We start from the raw sequence: 22,761 nt of genomic DNA on the forward strand, positions 1-22,761 counted from the left end.
GGTTTGAATTTTTAGATTACGCTGCATGTTTCCGGTATCAGGGTGACACATTCCAATCGAATTACTCTTGATCTGCAACCAACCGATAACCCACACCGGGTTCGGTCCTGATAATCGCCGGATTGACCGGGTTCTGTTCGATTTTTTGGCGCAGTTGGCCAATGAACACCCGCAGGTAATGCAGGTCGTCGCTATGGGCCGGTCCCCAGACGGAGGTCAGCAGGGTCTTGTGGGTCACCACCCGCCCGGCATGGCGGGCGAGCAGGGTCAGCAAATCATATTCCTTTGGCGTCAGCCTTATGGGCTGATCACCGCGTGACACGGTCCGTTTTACCACATCCAGTAGCAGACCATCCGCCTCGAAAACCGAAGGCATGGCGTCGGCCTTCTGGCCGCGGTGGCGCAGTGCATTGCGTATACGGGCCGTCAATTCACCGATACCAAAGGGTTTTTCAACATAGTCGTCTGCGCCGAGATCAAGTGCCGCAATCTTTTCATTTTCGCGGTCGCGGGCAGACAGAATGATGATCGGAATATCCGACCAGCCACGCAGACTGGCAATCACTTCCTTGCCATCCATATCTGGCAATCCAAGATCGAGAATGATCAGGTCAGGAGCGGCCGTTGCCGCGGCCTTTAGGGCGTCCGCTCCGGTCCCGGCTTCAATGACAGTGTAGCCTGCCGCCATCAGTGCCGGTTTCAGGAAACGCTGTATCTGCGGTTCGTCATCGACAACAAGGATATTGGCAATCGTCACGGTCATCTCGGTCAGTAGGCTTTCTTGTGTTTGGCCGCCGGAAAACGCATGACAATGCGCGTTCCTTTTTTCTTCACGGCCGGGCTTTCGGCATGGATGTGGCCGCCCATAGCTTCCACGAAACCGCGCGCAATGGATAGTCCCAAGCCAGTACCAGCGGCGCGTCCATCCGGTTTTCCACGACGGTAGAATTTCTCAAACACCCGGTCCAGATCCTCTGGTGGAATACCCTTGCCATGGTCAGTTACCGACACCAGAACGTCGTCTCCATCACGCCGGGCATAAATGTAGACCGGTTCCTTGCCGCCATATTTTACCGCATTGTCCAAAAGGTTGAATAGAACCTGCCCCAGCAAAACGCTGTCGCCTTCGATCAGAGGAAGGTCTGCGGCAATGCCGGTTTCGATCACGCGATCGGGGAAATATTTGCGGATACGTTCGGCGGAGGCATGCACCACGTCGGAAACATCAATCCAGTCATGACGCGGTTTGAGATTCCCGGCCTCAATACGGGTCATGTCGAGAAGGTTGGCCACAAAACGGCTCATTCTGCTGCCTTCCTCCTCAATGGATTGCAGAAGATCGTCGCGACTTTCCGGCGGCATTTTGTCGCCAAGTTCCCTCAGGCTGGTCACCGCACCGGTGATGGTGGCAAGCGGCGTTTTCAGGTCATGCGATATCGAAGACAACAGCGCTTCACGGTATTTCTCACCCTCCAGCTTGGCCGCCTGCGTCACGCTTTCTTCTGCAAGCCGGGCGCGATCCAGGGCGATTGCTGTCTGGTCGAGAATGGCCGAGAGCGCACGTTCTTCATTGATATGGAGCCGCTCGCTAATTTGCTCGACACCGCACACGCCAACCACGCCATGTGGTCCTCGCAAGGGACGAAACTCGAAACGGCTGTTGGGCAGCGTGCCGGTGCCGTGGCCTGCGGTTTCCTGTTTGTCGTGGCTCCAGCGGGCTGCGGTCAGATCGGTAATGTCCAGTTCCGTGTCCGGGGGCCATGCGGCAGCAACCTTGACGTCGCTGTTGTCGGGCAGCAACAAAACGACATTGCGCTTGAGGCTGGCCTGCAACTGCGACACCGCCAGCCAGATGGCGTCATCGGCCTTGGCGGTCGTCGAAAGTTTGCGTGAAAAATCGTAGAGCGACTGCAAGGCCGTGGCCCGCACACGCGCGACGGAGGCCTGCTCCTTGATACGAGAGGCAAAACCACCGGCTATCATCGCCACTGCCAGGAATATGAACAGCGCAAACACTTCATGCGGTGTGGAAATGGTGAAGGTCCGGAACGGGTCGATGAAGAAAAAATTGTAAGCCAGCGTGCACATCAGCGCAGCAAGAAAAGCAGCCATGTAACCGCCCGTGACGGACGCGCCGAGAACCGCAAGCAAAAATAACAAGGAGATGTTGGGCAGGTCGATAAAACGGTCAATAATCAGCGCGCTTGCCGTCGTTATCAGCGTAAAGCCAATGGCAAACAGTGCTGATTGCCGCAGCGCCACCAGATTTGGTAACCGAAAACGCAATTTTCGATCGCGTTTTTCGCTGCGTTCCGGTGTCACCAGATGGATGCCAAGCCCTGCGGCGCGCCGTGATAATGCTTCATGCAGTGATTGCGCCCCAAATTTGACCCAACCGCGAAGTTGCCCGGTGCCGATGACGATTTGCGTTGCATGTTCCCTACGAGCGCATTTGAGGATTTCTTCTACAAAGTCGCTACCGATAATGTGTTGTGTCTCAGCGCCCAGCTGTTCAGCCAGTCTGAACAGTGCCTCCATGCGTTGGAAATGTTCGGCACTGCTGACCTCTCGGTCGGCGCGTTCGACAGACACGACGATCCATGGCGCATTGAGACCGGATGCCAGACGGCTGGCGACACGAATGACCTTTTCCGAGAGATCATCGGGGCCGATGCAGACAATCAACCTTTCGCCGGTGGCCCAAGGTCCCTCAATGGCATTTTGCCTGAGATAATCAACCATCTGGTCGTCAACGCGGTCGGCGGTTCGGCGCAGCGCCAGTTCACGCAATGCCGTCAGGTTTCCCAAGCGGAAAAAGCGATCCACCGCCCGGCTGGCGCTATCGGGCAGATAAACCTTACCCTCTTTCAAACGCTCGATCAGTTCTGTTGGTGGCAAGTCGACCAGCAGAACATCGTCGGCCCGTTTCAACACGGTGTCGGGCACACGCTCACGCACGGTCACGCCGGTAATCTGCGCCACCAGATCGGCAAGGCTTTCCAGATGCTGGATGTTCATTGCCGTCCAGACATCGATGCCGGCAGCAATCAGCTCTTCAATATCCTGGTAGCGCTTGGGGTGCCGACTGCCATCCGGGTTGGAGTGGGCCAGCTCATCGACAATAACAATGCGCGGCCGACGCGAAAGAGCTGCGTCCAAGTCAAACTCTTCCAGCATGCGGCCACGATGAGCAACCCGGATACGCGGCAGGATTTCGAGCCCATCGATCAGAGCGGCTGTTTCACTCCGGCCATGGGTTTCCACCAGCCCCACCATGATATCACAACCGTCGGCCTTCAGCCGCCGTGCTCGCGACAACATGGCGTAGGTCTTGCCGACGCCGGGTGCAGCACCCAGAAAAACGGTCAGCTTGCCCCTGCGTTCTTTCTCCGCAAGGGCAAGCAAGGCATCCGGATCTGGTCTGCGCACAGGGTTGCGGTCAGTATCCGCCATGCGGTGCCTCACGGTTTCAGGGAATCGAGCGCCATATTGATGTCTAGCACAGTTACACGCGGTTCGCCGATGAAACCAAGATCACGACCTTTCAGATGTGTGGTGACGAGATCCGCCACGGTTTGTGGCGGTAAACCACGTGCCTTGGCAACACGCTCGATCTGTGCGCGGGCATAGTCCACCGAGATGTGGGGGTCGAGGCCCGACCCGGAGGTCGTGACAGCATCTGCCGGTAGTGGCATGCCTATGTCGGCAGTTTTGAGGTTTTCAACATCTGCAGCAACGCGGTCGCGCAGTTTGATGGACGTGGTGCCGAGATTGGAGCCGGAAGAGGCTGCCGCATTATAGGCATCCGGTCCAGTCGCAGAAGGACGTGGCCAGAAATATTTGTCAGAGGAAAAGTTCTGGCCGATCAGCTTTGAGCCGACAATGGTTCCGTTGTGTTCGACAAGACTGCCATTGGCCTCACTAGGGAAAACGGTCTGCGCAATGCCGGTAATGGCAAGCGGGTAGGCAAGACCGGTAAGTGCCGTCAAGGCAAACAGCAATGTCAGGGCAGGGCGAATATGGTTCAACATGGTTACACCAGATGGAGAGCTGTAATGGTGAGATCGATGATCTTGATGCCGGCAAAGGGCAGGAGAAGACCGCCAAAGCCGTAGATCAGCAGATTGCGGCGCAGCAGCACCGCGGCACTTGCCGGACGATAGGTGATGCCCCGCAGCGCGAGCGGAATAAGTGCGATGATGATCAGTGCGTTAAAGATCACCGCCGATAGAATGGCCGACTGTGGCGACGCCAGCTGCATGATGTTCAGCGCATCCAGTGACGGATAGGTCACCACAAACAAGGCCGGGATAATGGCGAAATATTTCGCCACGTCATTGGCAATGGAAAAGGTGGTCAGGGAGCCGCGGGTCATCAGCAGCTGTTTGCCGATTTCAACGATTTCTATCAGCTTGGTCGGGCTGGAATCGAGGTCAACCATGTTGGCTGCCTCACGCGCCGCCTGGGTGCCGGTCTGCATGGCCACGCCGACATCGGCCTGCGCCAGTGCTGGCGCATCATTGGTACCGTCGCCACACATAGCGATCAGACGACCACCTTCCTGCTCGCGGCGGATATAGGAAAGTTTATCTTCCGGCGTTGCTTGCGCAAGATAGTCATCGACACCGGCCTCGGAGGCAATGGCCGCCGCAGTCACCGGGTTGTCGCCAGTGACCATCACGGTGCGGATGCCCATGGCTCGCAAGGCGGCAAACCGTTCTTTGATCCCGGGTTTGACGACATCCTTGAGGTGGATGGCACCAAGCAAACGTTGCCCGTCTGTCACGGCCAGTGGCGTTCCACCGCTGCGCGCAATGGCATCCACGGACTGGCGAAATGCTGCGGGGGCTGCGTCCTCGCTCACGCCTGCAAATTTGAGGACGGAATCAACAGCTCCCTTGCGCAACCGGCGCTGGCCGATATCGACACCGGACAGGCGCGTTTCCGCAGAGAAGTGGATGATATTGTCAAATGTGCTGTTTGGCGTGGCAATACCAAATTCACCTTTCGCAAGGGCCACGATGGAGCGGCCTTCCGGTGTTTCATCAGAAAGGCTGGCCATAAGCGCAGCCTCTGCCAGCTCGGTCTGGCTGACACCGGGAGCGGCAAGAAAATCGCTGGCCATACGGTTGCCGAAGGTGATGGTGCCGGTCTTGTCCAACAGCAGCGTGTCGACATCTCCTGCAGCTTCCACCGCACGGCCGGAGGTGGCAATGACATTGAAGCGCACCAGGCGGTCCATGCCGGCAATGCCAATAGCCGACAGAAGGCCGCCAATGGTGGTTGGGATCAGCGTCACAAGCAGTGCGGCAAGTACGGTAACCGACAGCACTGTGCCAGAGTAACCCGCCAGGCCCCAGATGGCGACACATACGAACAGGAAGATCAGCGTCAGACCCGAAAGTAGAATCGAAAGCGCAATCTCATTTGGTGTTTTCTGGCGTTTGGCGCCTTCGATCAACGCAATCATGCGATCGACAAAACTGGAGCCGGGAGCAACGCCAATCCGGATGCGGATTTCATCCGACAGTACCTGTGTACCACCGGTGACAGCAGAGCGATCACCACCGGACTCACGGATGACCGGCGCAGATTCACCCGTTATTGCACTTTCATTGACGGATGCCACACCTTCAATCACATCGCCATCGCCGGGAATAAGCTCCCCGGCAGAAACGACGACGATATCGCCAACTTTGAGGTTCGTGGCAGGCACGGTTTCCGTTTTGCCTGACGACAACAATCTGCGGGCAACCAGTTCGGATTTGGTCTTTTTGAGACTGTCGGCCTGGGCCCGACCTCGGCCTTCAGCAACCGATTCTGCAAAGGTGGCAAACAGTACCGTAAACCACAGCCATGCGGCGATCTGGCCGGAGAAAGTTGCCTGGGAGGGGTTGTAGCCAACGTCACGCAGGAACAGCAGGGTCACCACCAGCGCAACCACCTCGGTTACAAAGATCACCGGATTGCGCACCAACTGACGTGGGTCGAGCTTGATAAAAGCGTCGCGCATCGCTGGCAGCACAATGGCAGGGTCGAAAAGTCCAGGAGCTTTATGGTCCTTTGACATGATGTATTCCTTTAGAAGCTCTGGTTGGCAAGCATCGCAAGGTGCTCGACAACAGGGCCGAGTGCGAGCGCAGGGAAAAACTGCAGACCACCGAGAATGAGGATGATGCCGACCAGCAGACACACAAACAGCGGGCCATTGGTCGGAAATGTGCCTGACGATGCTGGCACTCTGACTTTGCCGACCAATGATCCGGCAATGGCCATGACCGGCACGACATAGGCAAAACGACCAAGCAACATGGCGATCCCCAATGTCGTATTGTACCAGACGGTATTGCCGCTGAGGCCACCGAAGGCCGAGCCATTATTGCCGGTTGCCGACGTGTAGGCGTAGAGAATTTCCGAAAGTCCGTGCGGACCTGCGGTTCCAACACTTGCCACCGCAAAGGGCAACATGGCGGACACGGCGGTGAAACCAAGAATGACCAGGGGCAGTATCAGCACTGCCAGCATGGCAAATTTCATTTCCCGGCTTTCAATTTTCTTGCCCAGAAACTCCGGTGTGCGACCCACCATCAGGCCGGCTACAAAAACCGAGAGAATGGCAAAAACCAGCATTCCGTAAAGACCGGAGCCAACACCGCCGGGCAACACTTCACCAAGCTGGATCAGGAACATTGGCACCAATCCGCCAAGTCCGGTGAACGAGCCATGCATGCCGTTGACGCCACCGTCAGACAGGCCGGTTGTCACGGCGGCATAAAGCGCCGTCATGGCCTGTCCGAAACGGACTTCCTTGCCTTCCATATTACCGAGAGAGGGGTCAACGCCAAGGGCGGTCATAATCGGGTTGCCCTGCGCTTCCGCCCAGTAGGTGACGGTAACCCCTGCGATCAACAGCGCCGCCATGGCTGATATCAGCGCCCAGCCTTGACGGCGGTTCCCGACCATCTGCCCGAAGGTGTAAACCAGCGCTGCAGAAATCGACAGCATCGCGAACATGTTCAGGTAGTTGGCGTAGGTGGTCGGGTTTTCAAATGGATGCGCGGCATTGGCATTAAAGAACCCGCCGCCATTGGTGCCAAGTTGCTTGATCGCTTCCTGCGATGCGACCGGACCCAGCGAGATAACCTGCTGGGTACCTTCGAGCGTCGTGGCATTGACAGCGGCCTGAAGCGTCTGCGGCAGACCCATGGCAACAAAAGCAATCGCAACCAGCACGGCGATAGGCAACAATATGTAGAGAGTGGCCCGGGTCATATCGACCCAGAAGTTGCCAAGCGTCGATACCTTGGACCGGATGAAGGCACGTGTCAGCGCCATAGCAAGCGCCATGCCGGTGGCGGCAGAAAGAAAGTTCTGTACCGTCAAACCGGCCATCTGGCTGAAATGGCTGAGCGTGGTTTCACCAGCATAGTTCTGCCAGTTGGTATTGGTAACAAAGGAAACGGCGGTGTTAAACGCAAGATCAGGGGCCATGCCGGCAAAACCCTGGCTGTTGAACGGCAGATAGGCCTGGCCTCTCAAGATTGCATAAAGCACCACAAAACCTGCGATCGAGAACACAAGCATGGACAGCGTATAGCCAAGCCATCCCTGTTCCCTGCTGGGGTTAACCCCGGCGGTGGTGTAGAGACCGCGTTCCAGCGGGCCGAATATCGATGACAGAACGGTGCGCTCACCTGAAAAGACCCGAGCCATGTACAGGCCAAGGGGTTTGATGGTGATAAGCACGGCGAGGAAAAGGAGGCTGATTTGCAGCCACCCGATAATAGTCATGAGAATCTCCTGTAGAATCAGAAGCGTTCGGGCCGCAAAAGCGTGACCACGAGATAAACGCCGAGGGCGAGAGCGACGAGAAGGCCGAAAAGGGCTTCAATCATGGTGTGCCCCTTTAAAGCCTGTCGAGGGCGCGGGCATAAAGCGCCAGAGCCAGTAGGGTGCCAAAGCCCACTCCCACAAAGATGAGGTCGGACATGTCAGGTTCTCCTGTTGATATGGCTAAAGGGTAGAGCCGCATCAGGTCAGTTTTCGATTGGGAATTTGTCGCCACGACATAAGGAAAAGATAAAGACGAAAGACCTCTCTTATGGCTCAATTAAATCTTTGTCTGGGCGGTAAAATCTATAAGACTTTGTAATTAAATATATTTTAGGAATTTTTCTGCCGAGTTTTCAAGGTTTTTGCACCGCATAATGGCTTAAAATGCAAATTTATGACGAAAAGCGCTTGCATTCAGTCAGAGGACGTTTTAGAGGATCGCCACGCAAGCAAAACAAGTCTTCGCGTTACGCACCCGTAGCTCAGCTGGATAGAGCATCAGACTACGAATCTGAGGGTCAGGAGTTCGAATCTCTTCGGGTGCGCCATTTCTTCCTTTGTTAAAGTGAATATCTAATCACGTGGTCATTGTTATTTTGACTGCCTTTAAAACTATTTGTGTTTTGCTTGTCTGCCTGAGACAGGACTTGTCCAGCCAGACACAAGCATATTTTTATAAACACGCATAAATTACAGCTGTAGAAGGCCAGTTTTTATGCATGTTGGTTCCTCATCTATCTTTGGGCATTCAGATGTATCCCGCTATTCCGAGGGTGCTCCACATCGAATTCGCGTTAATCTCGAAGTACCGGAGGAGTGGTTTGGTAGCTCGCTTGATGGTGAGCGTCATCGACGTATGTTTACGTCGCTGAGCGCTGCTCTTGCTAAAATGCCGGTGACGATCGAGATGTCGATTGTACCGTGGGGATCTTATCGTGCACCGAGAATAGCGCCAGAAAATGGTGTAACATTTTCTTTTCATTCCATCGGCGATGTCGATAACGTTTGGCGATTGAAAGAAACGTCTATCATAGACTTTTATGCCTTCGACAGGCATGGATATTCTGGCTGGAGTTCACTTGCTCGCTTCCCAGAACGCTATAAAGCTCAAGTAGATTCCTACGATACGGAAAAGGCAAAGGGTTTTGTTGCGTCGCTTCGTGACAAACTTCGTAATGCCAATACATCTAAATATACTCAATCCACTGAATTTTTTAATCCAGGTCGGCCGTATGTTTATTTCCCAATGCAACTGCTTGAAGATCCTGTTGCCGAATTCAATCGGGTTCATCCTCTCGCGGCACTGGAAAAAGCAGCTGAAATAGCTCAGAAAACTGGTGTTCTGCTGGTTGTTAAGCGCCATCCGCTTTGCCGTAACGAAGCAGTTCGCATGGCATTGGACAAAGTTATTACCGGCAATAGCAACGTTCAGGTTTCGTCTGCCTCGGTTCACAATCATTTAAACGGATGCCAAAGTGTTTTGGTTGGTAACTCCGGCGTTGGTTTGGAAGCTTTGCTTTACGACAAGCCACTTTTCACATTCGCTGCAAGTGAATATGAACTCGCGTCAACACCATTGTTGACAGTTGAAGATATTGAGTTCGCTTTCCAAGGTAATTCCAAGAAAACCTCTGAGGACCGTGCTCGTTTTCTAGCCTACTATCTAAACGTCTGGTGCTTTTCGCCTGCCGACGCGCAGTCGGTAAATCGTTTTGTCACACAGTCTTTGGAAAATATTATGCCGACCCAGAGTTCGGCGTTTGTTGATCGAAGCACAGAGTTGATGAAGGCTCATGCTGAAGTTGAGCATTTACGCCGCGCTATTCTTAATTTGCAGACTGACAATGCTAAACTTAAGAAAATTGCGGACGATGCTCTCAAGATTAGCCAGCAGTTGAATGCGGCCACCAGTTCCACTGGGGAGGCAGCAACTGAGGCGGTAGATTTCGCCTTAAAGCTGCAGGGGGCAGGCTTCGAAAATCGCATTGAGTACAGGGCAATGGAAAAAATTGCCTGTAACGCGTTTTCATCTTATGCCGAACTGGCAACAAAAATGCGTCAGTTTGTTAATGTTGATGCAGAGCTCCTTAGATCGGGCTATGCAGCGGGCCTGGATTCATCCATTACACATCGCAATATTACGGCGTCGGATTATCAAAAGCTTCATGATTTTGATGCGGGTTATCAAGCTAACAACTGGCTGGTGGACCATTCAAACGTTATTTGGTCAGCTCGGCCCCGCACGATAGTTGAAGTTGGGTGTGGCAACGGTAGATTTTTGAAAAAGATTGCTGAGACCGTTGAAAAAGTTGTTGGCCTTGATTGGGCGCGTTCGCCTCTGCTTGGGCAACTTCCTCATAACGTTGAGTTTGTTCGTACCAACGTACTAACTGACGATATATACCCGGGTGACATTTGTTGCTCTGCAGACGTGCTTGAACATTTTGAGCCAGATGCTTTGCCTATGATACTCAGAAAGCTGCACAATAGCGCCCCAATAAACTACCATGTGATTGCATGTTACGATGATGGCCATAGCCATTGCGCTGTATTGCATCCTGGTCAGTGGCTCGGCCTGTTCCAAGCGCTCAGCAGTCAATATAGGCTGGCTGCCGTTATTCCACGCAGAAGCAGGCCGGACCAAATTGTTTGTGTTATTACGAATCTTCCTGGCGCTGCAAATTTCTTTCCTTCTGTAGGAAATATCGTTGGCACTTGGGCGACAAACTCTGGTCAGAAAGTTGTATTTGACCAAAACTTTAATGTGCTTATCGGAGGACAAGCGCAGGCAATTTGGCATAATCTAAGTGATGGGTCCGTATGCATTAGGTGGACGGAGAATAAAATGCTGGATATTGCAACGCTTTCTGGTGGCGGAAACACATTGGAAATTAAGAATATGAAGGGTGAGCAATTCACCGTTCAGAGAGCTACGTTCTAAGAATAGTTACTCTGTTAGAAAATATTAGGCGTTCTGACGTCATCGTCCGGAACGCCTTCTATGTGTTCATAGCCGTTTCTCATGCGTAACCAGACGCGTTCCACCTGAATGTTGCTGTGAGTTTACCCGGTCAATCCCACGATATGATATGCTGGCCGAAAGTAGATTTTATATTGGGGTTGGGTAAGCTTCATCCAAGGTTCTTCCCCGCAGCAAGAAAGTATGAAGGCCAGCTGATTATCAGATCGAAACTCCCGACTTGCATCGGCAACAGTGATCATGAGCCCCCAATATCATAAAATGTATGTCCGCACTGTTATATAGGTAAATAAATTATCCTTAGGCCGACTACTGCATCTAGTGTTGGTCAGTTCTGCCTGAGCCTCTGGAAAGCGCCAGTGCTCCGCTCCGCAATCAACTGAATGAGCTATATCACGTTGAGGACACCGAGTATGCCCTCGCTTTTTTCTGCGAATATAGAACGAAGCATCTCTACTCCACTGTTTGAACCGTTATACCGGCGTTAGTTCGTACAAACGCAATTTTTGCAGGAGTAAAGTCGTCAAGTTCTCGATCAGCTATCGCACGCTCTAATTGCCCTAACGCAGCGGCTGGATCTGCGTAACGAATTCCAGGTAGTTTGCTTTTGTCTAATACGTAGTTCCACCACTGTAAACGTTGCAAACGTTCGATTATAATGGCTGGAAATCGAGAACGAATTGGTTTGGCGGGGGAGCCTGCAACTATCATGTACGGCTCAACGTCCTTGGTTACCACTGAACCCGCGCCAATAATTGCGCCGTCTCCGATTTTGACGCCACGTCGAATGTACACGCCGTAGCCAATCCAAACGTCATTTCCTATAAATGTAACTTCTTCATTTTGTGGAAACTCTTCATTCGTGCATATCGCCTGATATTCTGGTAATGTCGAGAATGGTCCCAGATTACTATGTGTAAATGTGTGGGTACTCAACCAATCGGTTGGATGTTCCGTTGCGGCAATCATTACTCTATGCCCGATCGAGGTAAAGCGACCCAAGACTGTAGAATAAATGATGCTGTCTTGGTTCAAATACGTGTAAGCCCCGATGTAGTTTTGGCCCCTAAAGTCACCAAGATGCAGGGAGGATGGTCGTTCGGCTACAAGAATTTCGGAGAAACGGAGTGGACGTTGGAAGTCAGGCAGACTGTTCATTGAAATGTTCATTGTCGAGTTCTCCGAATCGTTGCAGCAATCATAAGATGCACGCAGGAGCTTATTAAGCAATTATTTCATACATTGAGGCCTTAGACTGCAAAGTCTCAACTCAAGTCCACACTATCATCGTGAAGTCGCGGACCTTTCTAATATGGCGGACGCAGCGATTCAAAACTCTGGATCCGGCACCGTAACCTCTTCGGTGGCAAGAGCCTGTCACCTGAGGACCAGTCGCTTGTTTCGCAGCTGCTGGAAGAGGTGAAAGTTAACAGCGCGGTTGGGGATGCCAATCTGGAGCGGCTCGATCGTCTGTGCTCCAAACTGCGCCTGTCAGGGGTGGATACCATTCTGCTCGGTTGCACCGAACTGACCAGCCTTATGCCGCGTTTTGCCCAGCATGGTCTGAAGGTTTTCGATTCCAATCAGGCACTGGCTGGCAGCGCGTTCAGGCTTGTCATGGGGAAACAAAACCAGACCAATTCCGACACGACACCTTCAGCGCTTTCCGCCTGATACGACAGCGATTATTCGACCAGCCTGACAATATGCTGGTCGAAAGCCACATCAGTTAGCCTGTCGCCAAAATGACCATCATAAGATGACACGATGATGCCCTTGGTTGCAGCGGCAACGCCTGCCGCCTCACGTACTGTCGTTGCCGACAGAACGCGGCCCGTCGCCTCATCAAGCAAAACTGCAGCATTGCCATTGGGTGAGGTCAGTCCCACCACTCCGTCACGGCGGTTCACCGCGATGGCTCCGACATAATTGGCCAGTCGTTCGGTCGTCTCCTCCGGCAGGTCAATGAAGGTGATATCCTCGCCCTTGGAGAAATATCCGACCAGCGGCGGCAGGTCGTTGCGCGGTCCTTCGTATTGGCAGGCAAACCAGATGCGCCCATCCTCACCAAGATCGACGTGACGCGTGGAAAGCTGGCTCAACTTCTCCGGCATAGTGTGTTTCTGCACTAGATGCCCGCTTTTGGCATCAAGCAGCACCAGAGATGGCTGCATGCAGTCAATATTGAGTTTGGTGCGCCCGAAGTCTGGATGGGTTTCAATGCCACCATTGGCGATAACAAGCAGGCGTCCGTCATCGCTGACGGTCATGTCATGGGTGCCGATGCCATGTGCATCAAACTCGGCAATGCGCCTGAAACCGTCCCGCGCATCATAAAGGCCAATGACACCACGATTGCCCTCAAAATCGTTTTCGCTGGCGTAAAGAATGGAACCATCGGGCGAAAATTGCCCATGCCCGTAAAAGTGTCGATTTTCCGGGGTGTGCATGACAATGGGCTCGACACCACCGCCGGGGTCGAAGGCCATGGCAAAAGTACCGGGCCGGCGGGCAAACGCCACCGTCATGCCTGACCTGTGGCAGGTAGCCATGCCATGGGCACGTGCTGGCAATTTCAGCCGATCGATGATCTCACCGCTCTCGCTCAATGTCGCAATGCCGTAGGAGCCATCGCGTGCCCGAAAGCCTGACGCAAATACCGCATCAGCCCGCTCGAGCGCATAAAGTGAGCGCGGGCCAAGGGCTGCAAGGAAGGACGCACCGGCGGCTTCGATGAAATGGCGCCGGTCGATCAACAGAGTGCTTTTCGCGCCTGTCATCATTGAGCCTCAGTCGCCATCAGAAAAAGAGAAACCGGAACTCAGACCGATAGCTCCGCCATACTGGTCGTTCAGTCGGTAGATGAAATCCCGGCCATTCAGCAGAAGGTAATCAACCTTGGCGCGTTGCTCGTCATTGGCCAAGGCCTTTTCGACATCGGGATCGATCGTGCCAGCAACCCGCACCATGGATTTGGCGAGAAAGTCGATGGAACCGCTGATCGAGCGTTGGTCGGATGGCAAAAGGTCAGCCATGCCGGCTGTTTTCATCAGGCTTTGCACGGCCGTGACGTTATCGGCGATGCTTTTCCATGTCTGCCCTGAGCGCCAGTAGATCGCAGTGCGCGGAAATTTCACCTTTTCCGGACCCTTGTAGAAAGTCTCGATGCGCTGGTCACGAATGGTTTCCGAGCCGTGCACCAGAATGCCGAGCAGAGCGACGATCGCTTCCCGCTCATCACGGAATACCGGATTGTCCTGACCCGGCTCCGTCCAGTTCTTTGCAGCACCATCGGGCTCGTCCCACACGGCCTGAAGATGCTTGGCAACATTGGCAATGTTGCCAGCAACCGCAGCACCGTATCTGCAACGGAAGCCGTCTTTTTCCTGTCGCAACGCTTGGGAACCGGTGCCGTAAAGAACAAACTCCAGTGCGCCCAGACCCTGCGCGGCAACGCTTTTGCCTTTCAGGGTCTCCGCATTTGTAACAGTTTCGTCTTTTTCGGTCAGGTAACGCTGAACTTGCTTGAGACCGAGGCCCTTGCGATCAGGGTAATACAGAATACGCTCAAATCGGTTCTGTTCAATGACCGGGCCAACACGGACGATTTCGATCGTCGACCACTTCTTGACTGTGTCGGCAAATGCAGCGGTAGCAGCGTCCAGCGTTTCCTTTGACGGTGCCGCACACAACGCTTTCATGTTGCCTTCCAACGACGTCGCAGACACCGCAAGCGCTGCATAACCCGGCCTGATAAAACCATCGACAGCCTTCTTCATGATGACCCGCACCTTGGCAGGATCAAGCGGCGGCGGTGGAGAGAGTTCCACATCCTGCGCTTTGGCGTTAAACGCCGTCAGAACCAGCATCATTGGCAGAAGGGACAAGGTTTTTCGCATGACAGGTCGCATCAAAGGGACTCCAGAAACGCCAGCAAAGCCTGCCGGTCAGATTTTTGCAAGGCTGCAAATACATCCCGTGCGGTCTGCGCTTCTCCGCCGTGCCACAGAATGGCTTCGGTCAGGTCGCGCGCGCGCCCGTCATGCAGATAAAACGTATTTCCATTGACGGTCTTCGTGAGACCTATGCCCCACAAAGGCTGTGTGCGCCATTCCCGGCCGTTTGCCTCGCCCACCTGCTGCCCATCGGCCAAACCATCTCCCATATCGTGCAGCAAGAAGTCGGAATAGGGCCAGATAAGCTGGAAGGCTTGCAACGTGTCGGTGGCGTCACGGCGCGTGACATATTTCGGCGTGTGGCAGGTCGTGCAGCCGGATGTGTAGAACATCTCCTTGCCGCGCAGAACCTCAGCGTCACTCACCTTACGCCGGGCAGGGACGGCAAGATTTTCGGTATAAAAGGTCACAAGATCCATAACAGGGTCCGGCGCCTCGGTCGTGCCCAACCGGGGTTGAACCCCGGTCGGCAAGGCAAGACAGTCGGTCTGTGCGGGTGTGCAGTCACCATAGGCGTTTGGTCTGTCCGGCGTGGAAATGCCGATGTCATGGGAGAATGCCGCTGCGCTCTGGTCACGCACATTGGCGCTTTGCGCTTTCCAGCCAAAACGGCCGAGTTTGAGATCGCCCGTTCTTTGGTCTCGCACCCAGGCAGGTTTGCCGGAAATGCCGTTGCCATCCCGGTCTTCAGGGTCGGCCTTGGCCAAAATATCGTCTTCGTGGATGGCTTCGATCAGCCCTAGACCAAGTGTTGGCTGCGCAATGCGTGCCGATAGGGTGGCGGCGGGATCAAGTGGACCATAGTTCAGCCCGTCAATGCCATAGGTCGGCTTGCGCAGTGTTATGACTTCACCGTCACCAAGTACAACCGGCATATCCTGATAGGTAACGGTCAGCCGTCCTTCGGATTTCAAGCCGGGAATGGCGAGGTTCTGTAATTGCCCGCCATAAATTGGATCGGGAAAATTCAGGACATCATGGCGAGCGATGGCGTCCCGTTCGGACTGACTTGATGCTGCGCGGGCCAGCCGCAGAAACATCGAAACGGCGTCCTCTCCCTCGCGGGGTGGGCGGCCGCGCCCGTCATTGACGTGGCAACTCTGGCACGAGCGGGCATTATAAAGCGGCCCCAGACCGTCTGACGCCTGTGTGGAGGAGGGTGAGGACACCCATAATTTCTGAAATAATGCGTTGCCCAGCTTGAAATCCTGCCGCCGCTCGAACGGCATATTGGCGGAAAAATGCGAAAAAGCGCCGCTATTTGGTTTTGCCCGGCTGGTGGTTGCTCCAGCAGACATCGCTTCAAAAGGTTCCGGCTTTGAAAAGTCCACCGTCGGTGCCGTGACCACACTCACGCGGTTGCGGTCTTCGTCTGAAAGATCGCTGCGCAACGCGGAGGTTTTGTCATCGGCTAAGGAAGGGCGCAGCAGGCTTGTTGCCGCCAACGCACAAAGAAGCAACCGGGAGGGCCGGAAATGGGGCATGGGGGGACCGGGCCGCACAGATATGTACGGCCCGCCTCATTCTTACTGGAAAACAGCGTTCGGGTTGTCGAGGCTGTCAGAGCCTTCCAACTCGATCTTGCCGAGGTCGAGGGCAGTGATCACGCGCTCGATGCTCTTGGTCTGATCAACGAGACCGTCGATTGCTGCCTGAACAACGGCATTGCCTTCAGCGTTGCCTTCACCAATCATCTGGTCATAGGCTTCGCCGGCTTCAGCGCGCTTTTCCATGGCATGCATGGCGTCCAGCGTCTTGTTCAGCTTGCCCTTAACCTCTTCGTCCAGCGCCTTGTCCTTTTCCGCGACCAGTTCGGAAACGGAAGGACCGGCCAGCTTGGTGCCGTCAACGCGGGTGTATTCACCGGTATAGGCCGAAGCGATGCCAATGGCGTCGTTCAGGTGCGAGGCATGGGTGTTGTCGGAGAAGCAATCATGCTCTTCTTCCGGATCGTGCAACAGAAGACCAAGCTTCATGCGCTCACCTGCCAATTCGCCATAGGAGAGCGAACCCATACCGGTCAGGATGGCAGTGATGCCCGCCTTGGGATCGGCTGTGACATTCTTGGTGGCTTCACCTTCCGGTGCCCAGGCGGTGACCATATCCTGCAGGTCAGCAACCAGCAGCGTGGTTGCAGCCTTGAGGTAGGCAGCGCGGCGGTCGCAATTGCCGTTGGTGCAATTCTTGGTGTCGTAGTCGGTGTAAGGGCGGTTGCCTGCACCGGGGCCGGTGCCGTTCAGATCCTGTCCCCACAGCAGAAACTCAATGGCATGGTAACCAGTGGCGACGTTGGCCTCAACTTCACCGGCTTCATGCAGGCTCTGCAGAAGCTCTGGTGTGATGTTGGTAGCATCAACATCTTCGCCGCTGATTTTCAGCGTCTTGTTGGCGATCACATTGGCAACGTAAAGTTCATTTTCATCGCTTTCAGTGCCGTAGGATGCGTCGACGTAATCGATCAGGCCTTCGTCCAGCGGCCAGGCATTGACCTTGCCTTCCCACTCGTCAACGATCGGGTTGCCAAAACGATAGACTTCTGACTGCTGGTAAGGAACACGCGCCTTGATCCAAGCGACGCGGGCGGCTTTCAGCGTATCTTCGCTTGGTGTCGCGATCAGCGCGTCTACAGCCTTTTCAAGTTCCTTCGCCGTGTTCAACGAGTCTTCGAATTTGGCATGTGCGAGCTCCGCATAATGCTTGACGACAGCAGCCGGGTCGGTCGCTGCACGGGCAGGAATAGCGGTAAATGTGGCCGAGGCGGCCAGAAGCGCCAGGGTGGCGCCGAGAATGGATTTGCGGATCATGGTCCCTCCTTTTGCGACGCTAATATCCTGCGCCGCGGGCAGCCGAGTTCTGAACCAATCACAAACCTGTGTCAAATTATCTAGTTTAGAACCTTTTCAAACAGAACGGTCGAATTTGACACCCGTCATTTTGACGGGCGTCAAATGCTCGAGGTCAGGCGGATTTCTGCATCGCGCAGAAAAAGAAGCCGTCCGTATCTGTTGAAGCAGGTGTCAATGTAATGGTGTCGCCATCGGACGAATGCGGGCGTTTGCCAGCCTTTCCAAACAGGCTGTCCCACTGTGGAAGTGCCGACTGAATGCTGAACTCCGGGTTCTCTGCGCAGAAATGCCGGACTTGGCGTTCGTTTTCCTGCGGCAGAACCGAGCAGGTTACATAAAGCAGGAAACCGCCGGGACGCACAAATGCCTTGGCCTGTTTCAGCGCATCATTTTGCTGTTCCACACGCTCGTCAAGATTACGGGTGGTAATGCGCCATTTGGTGTCCGGGCGTCTGCGCCAGGTACCGGTGCCTGTGCAGGGCGCATCGACAAGCACACGATCAAATTTGCCAAGGAATGAATTAAGGCCCGCGGCGCGATCATGGACCTGCACGTTGCGGGTTCCGGCGCGCTTGAGACGCTCGATAATCGGCGCAAGCCGTTTCCGGTCTGCGTCAAAGGCGTGAACCTGGCCCTTGTTGTTCATGGATGCGGACATGGCCAATGTCTTGCCGCCGCCGCCAGCGCAATAGTCGAGAACCTGTTCGCCCTCTTGTGCACCGGCCAGATCGGCAACGATCTGCGAGCCTTCATCCTGCACTTCGAACCAGCCTTTCTGGAAGGAAAGTTCGGCCGTGACATTTGGCAGACGCGATGGGCCTGTGCCTGCGGGAATTCGGATGCCCTGCCGTGCAATCAGCGTCTTTTCCGCCCCGGCGTCGTCCAGGGCCTTCAGAACCTTTTCACGGGTGGCTTTCAAGGTGTTGGCACGCAGATCGAGCGTTGGACGCTCATTCAGCGATTGTGCCTGCTGCAGCCAGCTTTCACCAAACGCTTCCTCAAACGAAGCCTGCACCCAGTCAGGAATATCACCTTGAACATGCAGGGGGGCATCGGAAAGGTTCCGCGATTGAAATGCATTGAGTGCACTGTCGGACAGCGCCTCTGGTGCAAACTTGTCGCCATCGAACTCGGCCCGCAATGCATCTGCGGTCATGTTCCATTGGCGCAGCATCACACCGTAACCCAGCGCGGTTGCGCTATCGTCGTCCATCAGCCAAGCGTGGGAGAGTTTCATGCGCAGGGCATCGTAAACGATGTTGCCAATGGCTGCCCTGTCACCGGAACCTGCAAAACGATGTGCAAGTCCCCAATCCTTCAAGGCATCGGCCACAGGGCGCTTGCGCGTCTCGATATCGGCCAGTACCTCGATTGCCCCGGCTAAACGCCCGCCCAAACGCATATGCTACCTCTCAACTATGATAGTCTGGTTGGTAGCGGTGAATGGCGGCGAGAGCAAGGCTTTCACGTTGTTTACCCGATTTCCGGGTAAAGCCGTATTATCAGGGCTTAGCTGATGATCTGGTAGCAAACTTTTGCAGTACCGGAGCTGACCATGCCGATATGCTGTGCGGCAGCCTTGGAAAGATCGAGAACACGACCCTTGATGAACGGTCCACGGTCGTTGATGCGAACGATCACAGCCTTGCCATTGCGGTTGTTGGTAACCTTGACCTTGGTGCCGAACCGAAGCGAGCGATGGGCCGCCGTCAGGTTGGATGGGTTCATGCGTTCACCGGAAGCAGTCTTCGAGGTTAGTGCGTACCAGGATGCCCCGCCGCAGCCATTTGCTGCATTGGCTTGAAGTGGAGCAATAAACGAACAGCAAACTATAGTCGCAACGGCGATAGTCTTGTGGCCGATCTTCATCAAATTGTGCTTCCCTTTATCATCAGCGGGCGCCGGTTGATCTGTGCGGCGCTTAGAAAGGGCGAAAAATGGCAAAAAAGAGCCTTTTTCTAATCACGAAATATAAATGACTGTAATAATCATGATTTTATCGTGATGATTGAAAATGTTGAGCTTTTTGAGAAACAGTGAAAAATTTCTTTAGAATCAACAGTAAATTGAAAAGCAATTGCTAATGAATTTTAAGTTCTGACCGTTCACAAAACTGTTATGAAAAAATTTTCCAAGACTGTGAATCTGGCGCCCTAAATCCGGTTTAACCAAATCTTAATGTGGCAAATTCTTGATAAATTCATCCGCTAAACTGGCTTTGGATGAATTTTTCATGCCAAAACAGCCACTGGATTCAGCCATCCGCTGCCCCTTGCCAGACCTTGTCGTCCCACATTTGCAGTAACGACATCCGGTAATCCGGGTAGCGAAATTCAAAGCCCATCTGTTGGATACGACGATGGGAGACGCGTTTGTTTTCGCCGTAGAAGGAGCGGGCCATCGCGGAGAGTTCAGCGGTTTCGAAATCCTGCTCTGGAGGTGGCTCAAGCCCCATCAGTTGAGCAGCGTAGGTCACAACATCCTGCGGCGGGCAGGGCTCGCTATCGGTCACATTGAAGATACCGTCAGCCTTCCGGGCAAAAAGCAATGCACATGCCGCACCGATGTCCTCCACCCGAATGCGATTGAAGACCTGATCCTTTTTGACCAGCCGGCGTGCTGTTCCGTTTTCCAGGTTTCGAAATGCATTTCGACCCGGACCGTAAATACCGGAAAGCCGCAAGATCGAGAGTGGCAGGCCGGAGGTTTTGGCCTGCACCATCCATGCGTCCTCTGCCGCCACTCTTTGAACTGAGCGAACCGAGACCGGACGGCAAGCTGTGTCTTCGTCCACCCATTCTCCGCCGTGGTCGCCATAAACGCCAACTGTTGACAGGTAGCTTACCCATTCCAGTTTCGGCATCAGGCTTTGCATCGGTGTGTTGCCGATAAGGCATAACAGCGGATCACCAGCGTCGTTCGGTCCGATGGATTGTATGAGGTGAGTTACACTTGAAAATGTGTCACGCAATGCGTCACTCAGCTCTTCTCCGTTAAAAATAAAGGGCTTTATGCCGTTTTTTGCAAGCTGATCGGCCTTGTCGGCTGTGCGTGTTGTGCCTGAAATTTGCGAGACATGGGCTTGAAGGTTGGTCGCTATCGCCTTGCCGGAATATCCGGCTCCCAAAATCATCGCATGCATTATAGTCTTATGCTCCTGCCAGTCGCCATTCTTCAAGCACGTCCGGATCATCTTCCGAACCGCGTGTTGCAGCGTAAGAGTGGAAGGCCTGTTTGTCCATCAGTCGCGACAAGGCCCAAACGGCCATGCCACGCACATCAGGCGAGGGATCTTTCACGAGATCAAGACATTGGTCGATAAATGTCGGGTCACCGGAATTGCCAGCGGCAATCAACACATTGCGAATGAAACGGTTGCGACCGATACGTTTGACCGGAGACCCGCTAAAGAAGGTGCGAAAGGTCGGATCATCAAGCGTCAGCAGGAAGGCGATGGATGGTTCGCTGAGGTCGTCACGTGCCTTCAGCTTCATTTCTGATGCACTTTGCGCAAACTTGTTCCACGGGCAGGCGGCAAGACAGTCATCGCAGCCATAGATACGGTTGCCGATCAGTGGACGGAAGTGAGGGTCGATGATGCCCTTGTGCTCAATCGTTAGGTAGGAGATGCAGCGGCGGGCATCCAGCTTGTAGGGCGCTGGAAAGGCGCCGGTTGGGCAGGCATCGACGCATGAGTTGCAAGACCCGCAGTGATCACGCTCCGGCCTGTCAAAATCCAGTTCTGCCGTGGTGAACAGGCTGCCGAGAAACAGCCAGGAACCATGCGTGCGGCTGACGATATTGGTGTGTTTGCCCTGCCAGCCGATACCGGCTGCCATCGCCAGCGGCTTTTCCATGACAGGTGCGGTATCGACAAACACCTTCACATCCTCACCGGCACGGGCAGCAAAGCGCGTTGCGACCTCCTTGAGCCGGCCCTTGATAAGGTCGTGATAGTCGCGGTTGCGGGCGTAAACGGAAATTGCAGCCTTGTCAGGTTTGTCCAGCAGGGAGCGCGGGTCTTCATCCGGACCATAATTCATGCCGAACATGACGATGGAACGTACGCTGTCCCAGAGGACACGTGGGTCGGAACGTCGTTCTTCCGTCTCAGCCATCCAGCTCATGGTGCCGTGGTAATCGGCCTCCAGAAAATCTCTGAGCCGTGCTGGCGCCTGCGGAATGCTGTCAGGCGCCGTGATGCGACAGAGATCGAACCCGACTGCCGCTGCCTCAGAGCGCACAAAAGCGGTCAGCTTCGCGCGGCGTTGGCTGTCGCGGTCGTTTGAGGTCGCTGTTTGTGTCACCGGGTCAGAAATCGAGGTCCGCATAGTGTGAAGAAGGTGCAAGGCCACGGATCCGTTCCCCGAGCATCGGGCGGAAGGACGGCCGGGACTTCAGCCTTTGATACCATTCCTTGGTAATGGGGGATTCGAGCCAGTCGATCTCTCCCAGATAATCCAGCACGGAAACACCAGCTGCCGCCGCAAGGTCGGCGTAACTCAGACGGTCTCCGGCAAGCCAGGTCCGTGAGCCGGACAGCCACTCGAGATAACGCATATGCTGGCGAATGTTGGCGCGGGCGGTGCGCAGCAGTTTGGAATCCGGGGCCCCACCGCCCTGTGCGGCGGTCATCTGCAGTTTATAGACACGTTCCCGTACCAAGGGGCGGGTGACGTCATTTTCCATCTTTTGAAGGAACCATTCGGTCAAGCGGCGAATTTCGGCGCGCTGGAACGGGTCTTCGGCCAGCAGACGACGATCTCTTTTCAGCACACCGTGGGTTTCGTCCAGAAACTCGGCAAGCACATTCGGGCCGCAAAGTGCTCTCATATTATCATCAACATACACCGGCAGCGTGCCGGCCGGGTTGAGCGCCAGAAATTCCCTACGCTTCTCCCACGGCTGCTCCTCCACCAAATCGCACTGAAAGCCGTATTCTGACAGAATAAGACGTACAAACCGGGATGCAGTAGACATCGGTGAATGATAAAGAGTAGGCATTGATGCTCGAATTTAGAGATTGGTGATTTGTGAAAAGCTCGTGCTGCAGTGCTGCAAATATGCGCCTGTGGCAAAAGCTATAAGAGCTTAGCTATTTCAAAACAAGTTTAAACCCAAGAGACCATCATCCACATTCTCCCCG

The 22,761-nt window shown here is 54.4% G+C and carries 18 protein-coding genes and 1 tRNA gene; 3 read left to right on the forward strand and 16 right to left on the reverse strand.

The annotated features are described in order from the left end of the window. Positions 1 to 61 precede the first annotated feature (61 nt). The 6 genes from ACZ5FM_RS17505 to kdpF are packed head-to-tail and all read right to left on the reverse strand — an operon-like array spanning position 62 to position 7,895. A complete protein-coding gene (locus ACZ5FM_RS17505) occupies positions 62 to 757 on the reverse strand; it encodes a response regulator (RefSeq protein WP_259147845.1) in 696 nt (231 codons plus the stop codon). 11 nt (positions 758 to 768) lie between these two features. Continuing rightward, positions 769 to 3,453: a sensor histidine kinase gene (locus tag ACZ5FM_RS17510; RefSeq protein WP_259147844.1), complete on the reverse strand. Its 2,685-nt coding sequence runs from the start codon at positions 3,451 to 3,453 to the stop codon at positions 769 to 771. A gap of 8 nt (positions 3,454 to 3,461) precedes the next feature. After that, positions 3,462 to 4,031 (reverse strand): potassium-transporting ATPase subunit KdpC, encoded by a 570-nt coding sequence (gene kdpC / locus ACZ5FM_RS17515; protein WP_464039341.1) that lies wholly within the window; start codon positions 4,029 to 4,031, stop codon positions 3,462 to 3,464. A gap of 2 nt (positions 4,032 to 4,033) precedes the next feature. Beyond that, positions 4,034 to 6,070, reverse strand: a complete 2,037-nt coding sequence (gene kdpB / locus ACZ5FM_RS17520) for a potassium-transporting ATPase subunit KdpB (protein WP_464039342.1) — start codon at positions 6,068 to 6,070, stop codon at positions 4,034 to 4,036. An 11-nt stretch (positions 6,071 to 6,081) separates the two neighbouring features. Further along, a complete protein-coding gene (kdpA, locus tag ACZ5FM_RS17525) occupies positions 6,082 to 7,791 on the reverse strand; it encodes a potassium-transporting ATPase subunit KdpA (protein ID WP_464039343.1) in 1,710 nt (569 codons plus the stop codon). A 17-nt stretch (positions 7,792 to 7,808) separates the two neighbouring features. After that, the gene (gene kdpF / locus ACZ5FM_RS17530) at positions 7,809 to 7,895 is read right to left on the reverse strand and encodes a K(+)-transporting ATPase subunit F (RefSeq protein ID WP_352230564.1); all 87 of its coding nucleotides are present in this window, start codon (positions 7,893 to 7,895) and stop codon (positions 7,809 to 7,811) included. 409 nt (positions 7,896 to 8,304) lie between these two features. On the opposite strand from kdpF, the gene ACZ5FM_RS17535 reads away from it, so the two are divergent. Together ACZ5FM_RS17535 and ACZ5FM_RS17540 are read left to right on the forward strand one after the other, a co-directional pair. After that, a tRNA-Arg gene (locus ACZ5FM_RS17535) sits at positions 8,305 to 8,381 on the forward strand. 167 nt (positions 8,382 to 8,548) lie between these two features. Beyond that, positions 8,549 to 10,774 (forward strand): capsular polysaccharide export protein, LipB/KpsS family, encoded by a 2,226-nt coding sequence (locus ACZ5FM_RS17540; RefSeq protein ID WP_464039344.1) that lies wholly within the window; start codon positions 8,549 to 8,551, stop codon positions 10,772 to 10,774. 492 nt (positions 10,775 to 11,266) lie between these two features. On the opposite strand, the gene ACZ5FM_RS17545 is transcribed toward ACZ5FM_RS17540, so the two are convergent. Beyond that, complete coding sequence (locus tag ACZ5FM_RS17545) at positions 11,267 to 11,983, reverse strand: CatB-related O-acetyltransferase (RefSeq protein ID WP_464039346.1); 717 nt, start codon at positions 11,981 to 11,983, stop codon at positions 11,267 to 11,269. A 249-nt stretch (positions 11,984 to 12,232) separates the two neighbouring features. Here ACZ5FM_RS17545 and ACZ5FM_RS17550 point away from each other — a divergent pair, with 249 nt between their 5' ends. Further along, positions 12,233 to 12,487, forward strand: coding sequence for an aspartate/glutamate racemase family protein (locus tag ACZ5FM_RS17550; RefSeq protein WP_464039347.1), 255 nt, complete (start codon positions 12,233 to 12,235; stop codon positions 12,485 to 12,487). An 11-nt stretch (positions 12,488 to 12,498) separates the two neighbouring features. Here the strand turns inward: ACZ5FM_RS17550 and ACZ5FM_RS17555 are convergent, their stop codons facing one another. The 9 genes from ACZ5FM_RS17555 to ACZ5FM_RS17595 all read right to left on the reverse strand — a co-directional run bounded on the left by ACZ5FM_RS17555 (position 12,499) and on the right by ACZ5FM_RS17595 (position 22,619). Next, positions 12,499 to 13,596 (reverse strand): DUF1513 domain-containing protein, encoded by a 1,098-nt coding sequence (locus ACZ5FM_RS17555; protein WP_464039348.1) that lies wholly within the window; start codon positions 13,594 to 13,596, stop codon positions 12,499 to 12,501. A gap of 6 nt (positions 13,597 to 13,602) precedes the next feature. After that, complete coding sequence (locus ACZ5FM_RS17560) at positions 13,603 to 14,724, reverse strand: imelysin family protein (RefSeq protein WP_464039349.1); 1,122 nt, start codon at positions 14,722 to 14,724, stop codon at positions 13,603 to 13,605. Then, complete coding sequence (locus tag ACZ5FM_RS17565; protein WP_464039350.1) at positions 14,724 to 16,253, reverse strand: di-heme oxidoreductase family protein; 1,530 nt, start codon at positions 16,251 to 16,253, stop codon at positions 14,724 to 14,726. Before ACZ5FM_RS17565 ends, ACZ5FM_RS17560 begins: the two co-directional genes overlap by 1 nt. 42 nt (positions 16,254 to 16,295) lie before the next feature. Then, the gene (locus tag ACZ5FM_RS17570; protein WP_464039351.1) at positions 16,296 to 17,573 is read right to left on the reverse strand and encodes an imelysin family protein; all 1,278 of its coding nucleotides are present in this window, start codon (positions 17,571 to 17,573) and stop codon (positions 16,296 to 16,298) included. Between the two features lie 154 nt (positions 17,574 to 17,727). After that, positions 17,728 to 19,017, reverse strand: a complete 1,290-nt coding sequence (locus tag ACZ5FM_RS17575) for an RsmB/NOP family class I SAM-dependent RNA methyltransferase (protein WP_464039352.1) — start codon at positions 19,015 to 19,017, stop codon at positions 17,728 to 17,730. 107 nt (positions 19,018 to 19,124) lie between these two features. Further along, positions 19,125 to 19,484: a septal ring lytic transglycosylase RlpA family protein gene (locus ACZ5FM_RS17580; protein WP_192487804.1), complete on the reverse strand. Its 360-nt coding sequence runs from the start codon at positions 19,482 to 19,484 to the stop codon at positions 19,125 to 19,127. A 385-nt stretch (positions 19,485 to 19,869) separates the two neighbouring features. After that, complete coding sequence (locus ACZ5FM_RS17585; protein ID WP_464039353.1) at positions 19,870 to 20,757, reverse strand: SDR family oxidoreductase; 888 nt, start codon at positions 20,755 to 20,757, stop codon at positions 19,870 to 19,872. A 7-nt stretch (positions 20,758 to 20,764) separates the two neighbouring features. Next, on the reverse strand, positions 20,765 to 21,946 hold the full coding sequence (queG, locus tag ACZ5FM_RS17590; RefSeq protein ID WP_464040498.1) for a tRNA epoxyqueuosine(34) reductase QueG: 1,182 nt from the start codon (positions 21,944 to 21,946) through the stop codon (positions 20,765 to 20,767). Next, entirely contained in the window at positions 21,927 to 22,619 is a 693-nt protein-coding gene (locus tag ACZ5FM_RS17595; RefSeq protein WP_192486735.1) for a glutathione S-transferase family protein, read from the reverse strand. The genes queG and ACZ5FM_RS17595 overlap by 20 nt, the downstream gene beginning before the upstream one ends. Positions 22,620 to 22,761 lie beyond the last annotated feature (142 nt).

It is taken from the genome of Agrobacterium sp. 5Ca50 (assembly GCF_055381905.1).

What these genes read in the sequence shown, in the direction of transcription:
- ACZ5FM_RS17510 (WP_259147844.1), bottom strand. Translation starts at nt 3,453, where the DNA reads ATGGCGGATACTGACCGCAACCCTGTGCGCAGACCAGATCCGGATGCC.
- kdpC (WP_464039341.1), bottom strand. Translation starts at nt 4,031, where the DNA reads ATGTTGAACCATATTCGCCCTGCCCTGACATTGCTGTTTGCCTTGACG.
- kdpB (WP_464039342.1), bottom strand. Translation starts at nt 6,070, where the DNA reads ATGTCAAAGGACCATAAAGCTCCTGGACTTTTCGACCCTGCCATTGTG.
- kdpA (WP_464039343.1), bottom strand. Translation starts at nt 7,791, where the DNA reads ATGACTATTATCGGGTGGCTGCAAATCAGCCTCCTTTTCCTCGCCGTG.
- kdpF (WP_352230564.1), bottom strand. Translation starts at nt 7,895, where the DNA reads ATGATTGAAGCCCTTTTCGGCCTTCTCGTCGCTCTCGCCCTCGGCGTT.
- ACZ5FM_RS17540 (WP_464039344.1), top strand. Translation starts at nt 8,549, where the DNA reads ATGCATGTTGGTTCCTCATCTATCTTTGGGCATTCAGATGTATCCCGC.
- ACZ5FM_RS17545 (WP_464039346.1), bottom strand. Translation starts at nt 11,983, where the DNA reads ATGAACATTTCAATGAACAGTCTGCCTGACTTCCAACGTCCACTCCGT.
- ACZ5FM_RS17555 (WP_464039348.1), bottom strand. Translation starts at nt 13,596, where the DNA reads ATGATGACAGGCGCGAAAAGCACTCTGTTGATCGACCGGCGCCATTTC.
- ACZ5FM_RS17560 (WP_464039349.1), bottom strand. Translation starts at nt 14,724, where the DNA reads ATGCGACCTGTCATGCGAAAAACCTTGTCCCTTCTGCCAATGATGCTG.
- ACZ5FM_RS17565 (WP_464039350.1), bottom strand. Translation starts at nt 16,253, where the DNA reads ATGCCCCATTTCCGGCCCTCCCGGTTGCTTCTTTGTGCGTTGGCGGCA.
- ACZ5FM_RS17570 (WP_464039351.1), bottom strand. Translation starts at nt 17,573, where the DNA reads ATGATCCGCAAATCCATTCTCGGCGCCACCCTGGCGCTTCTGGCCGCC.
- ACZ5FM_RS17575 (WP_464039352.1), bottom strand. Translation starts at nt 19,017, where the DNA reads ATGCGTTTGGGCGGGCGTTTAGCCGGGGCAATCGAGGTACTGGCCGAT.
- ACZ5FM_RS17580 (WP_192487804.1), bottom strand. Translation starts at nt 19,484, where the DNA reads ATGAAGATCGGCCACAAGACTATCGCCGTTGCGACTATAGTTTGCTGT.
- ACZ5FM_RS17585 (WP_464039353.1), bottom strand. Translation starts at nt 20,757, where the DNA reads ATGCATGCGATGATTTTGGGAGCCGGATATTCCGGCAAGGCGATAGCG.
- queG (WP_464040498.1), bottom strand. Translation starts at nt 21,946, where the DNA reads ATGCGGACCTCGATTTCTGACCCGGTGACACAAACAGCGACCTCAAAC.
- ACZ5FM_RS17595 (WP_192486735.1), bottom strand. Translation starts at nt 22,619, where the DNA reads ATGCCTACTCTTTATCATTCACCGATGTCTACTGCATCCCGGTTTGTA.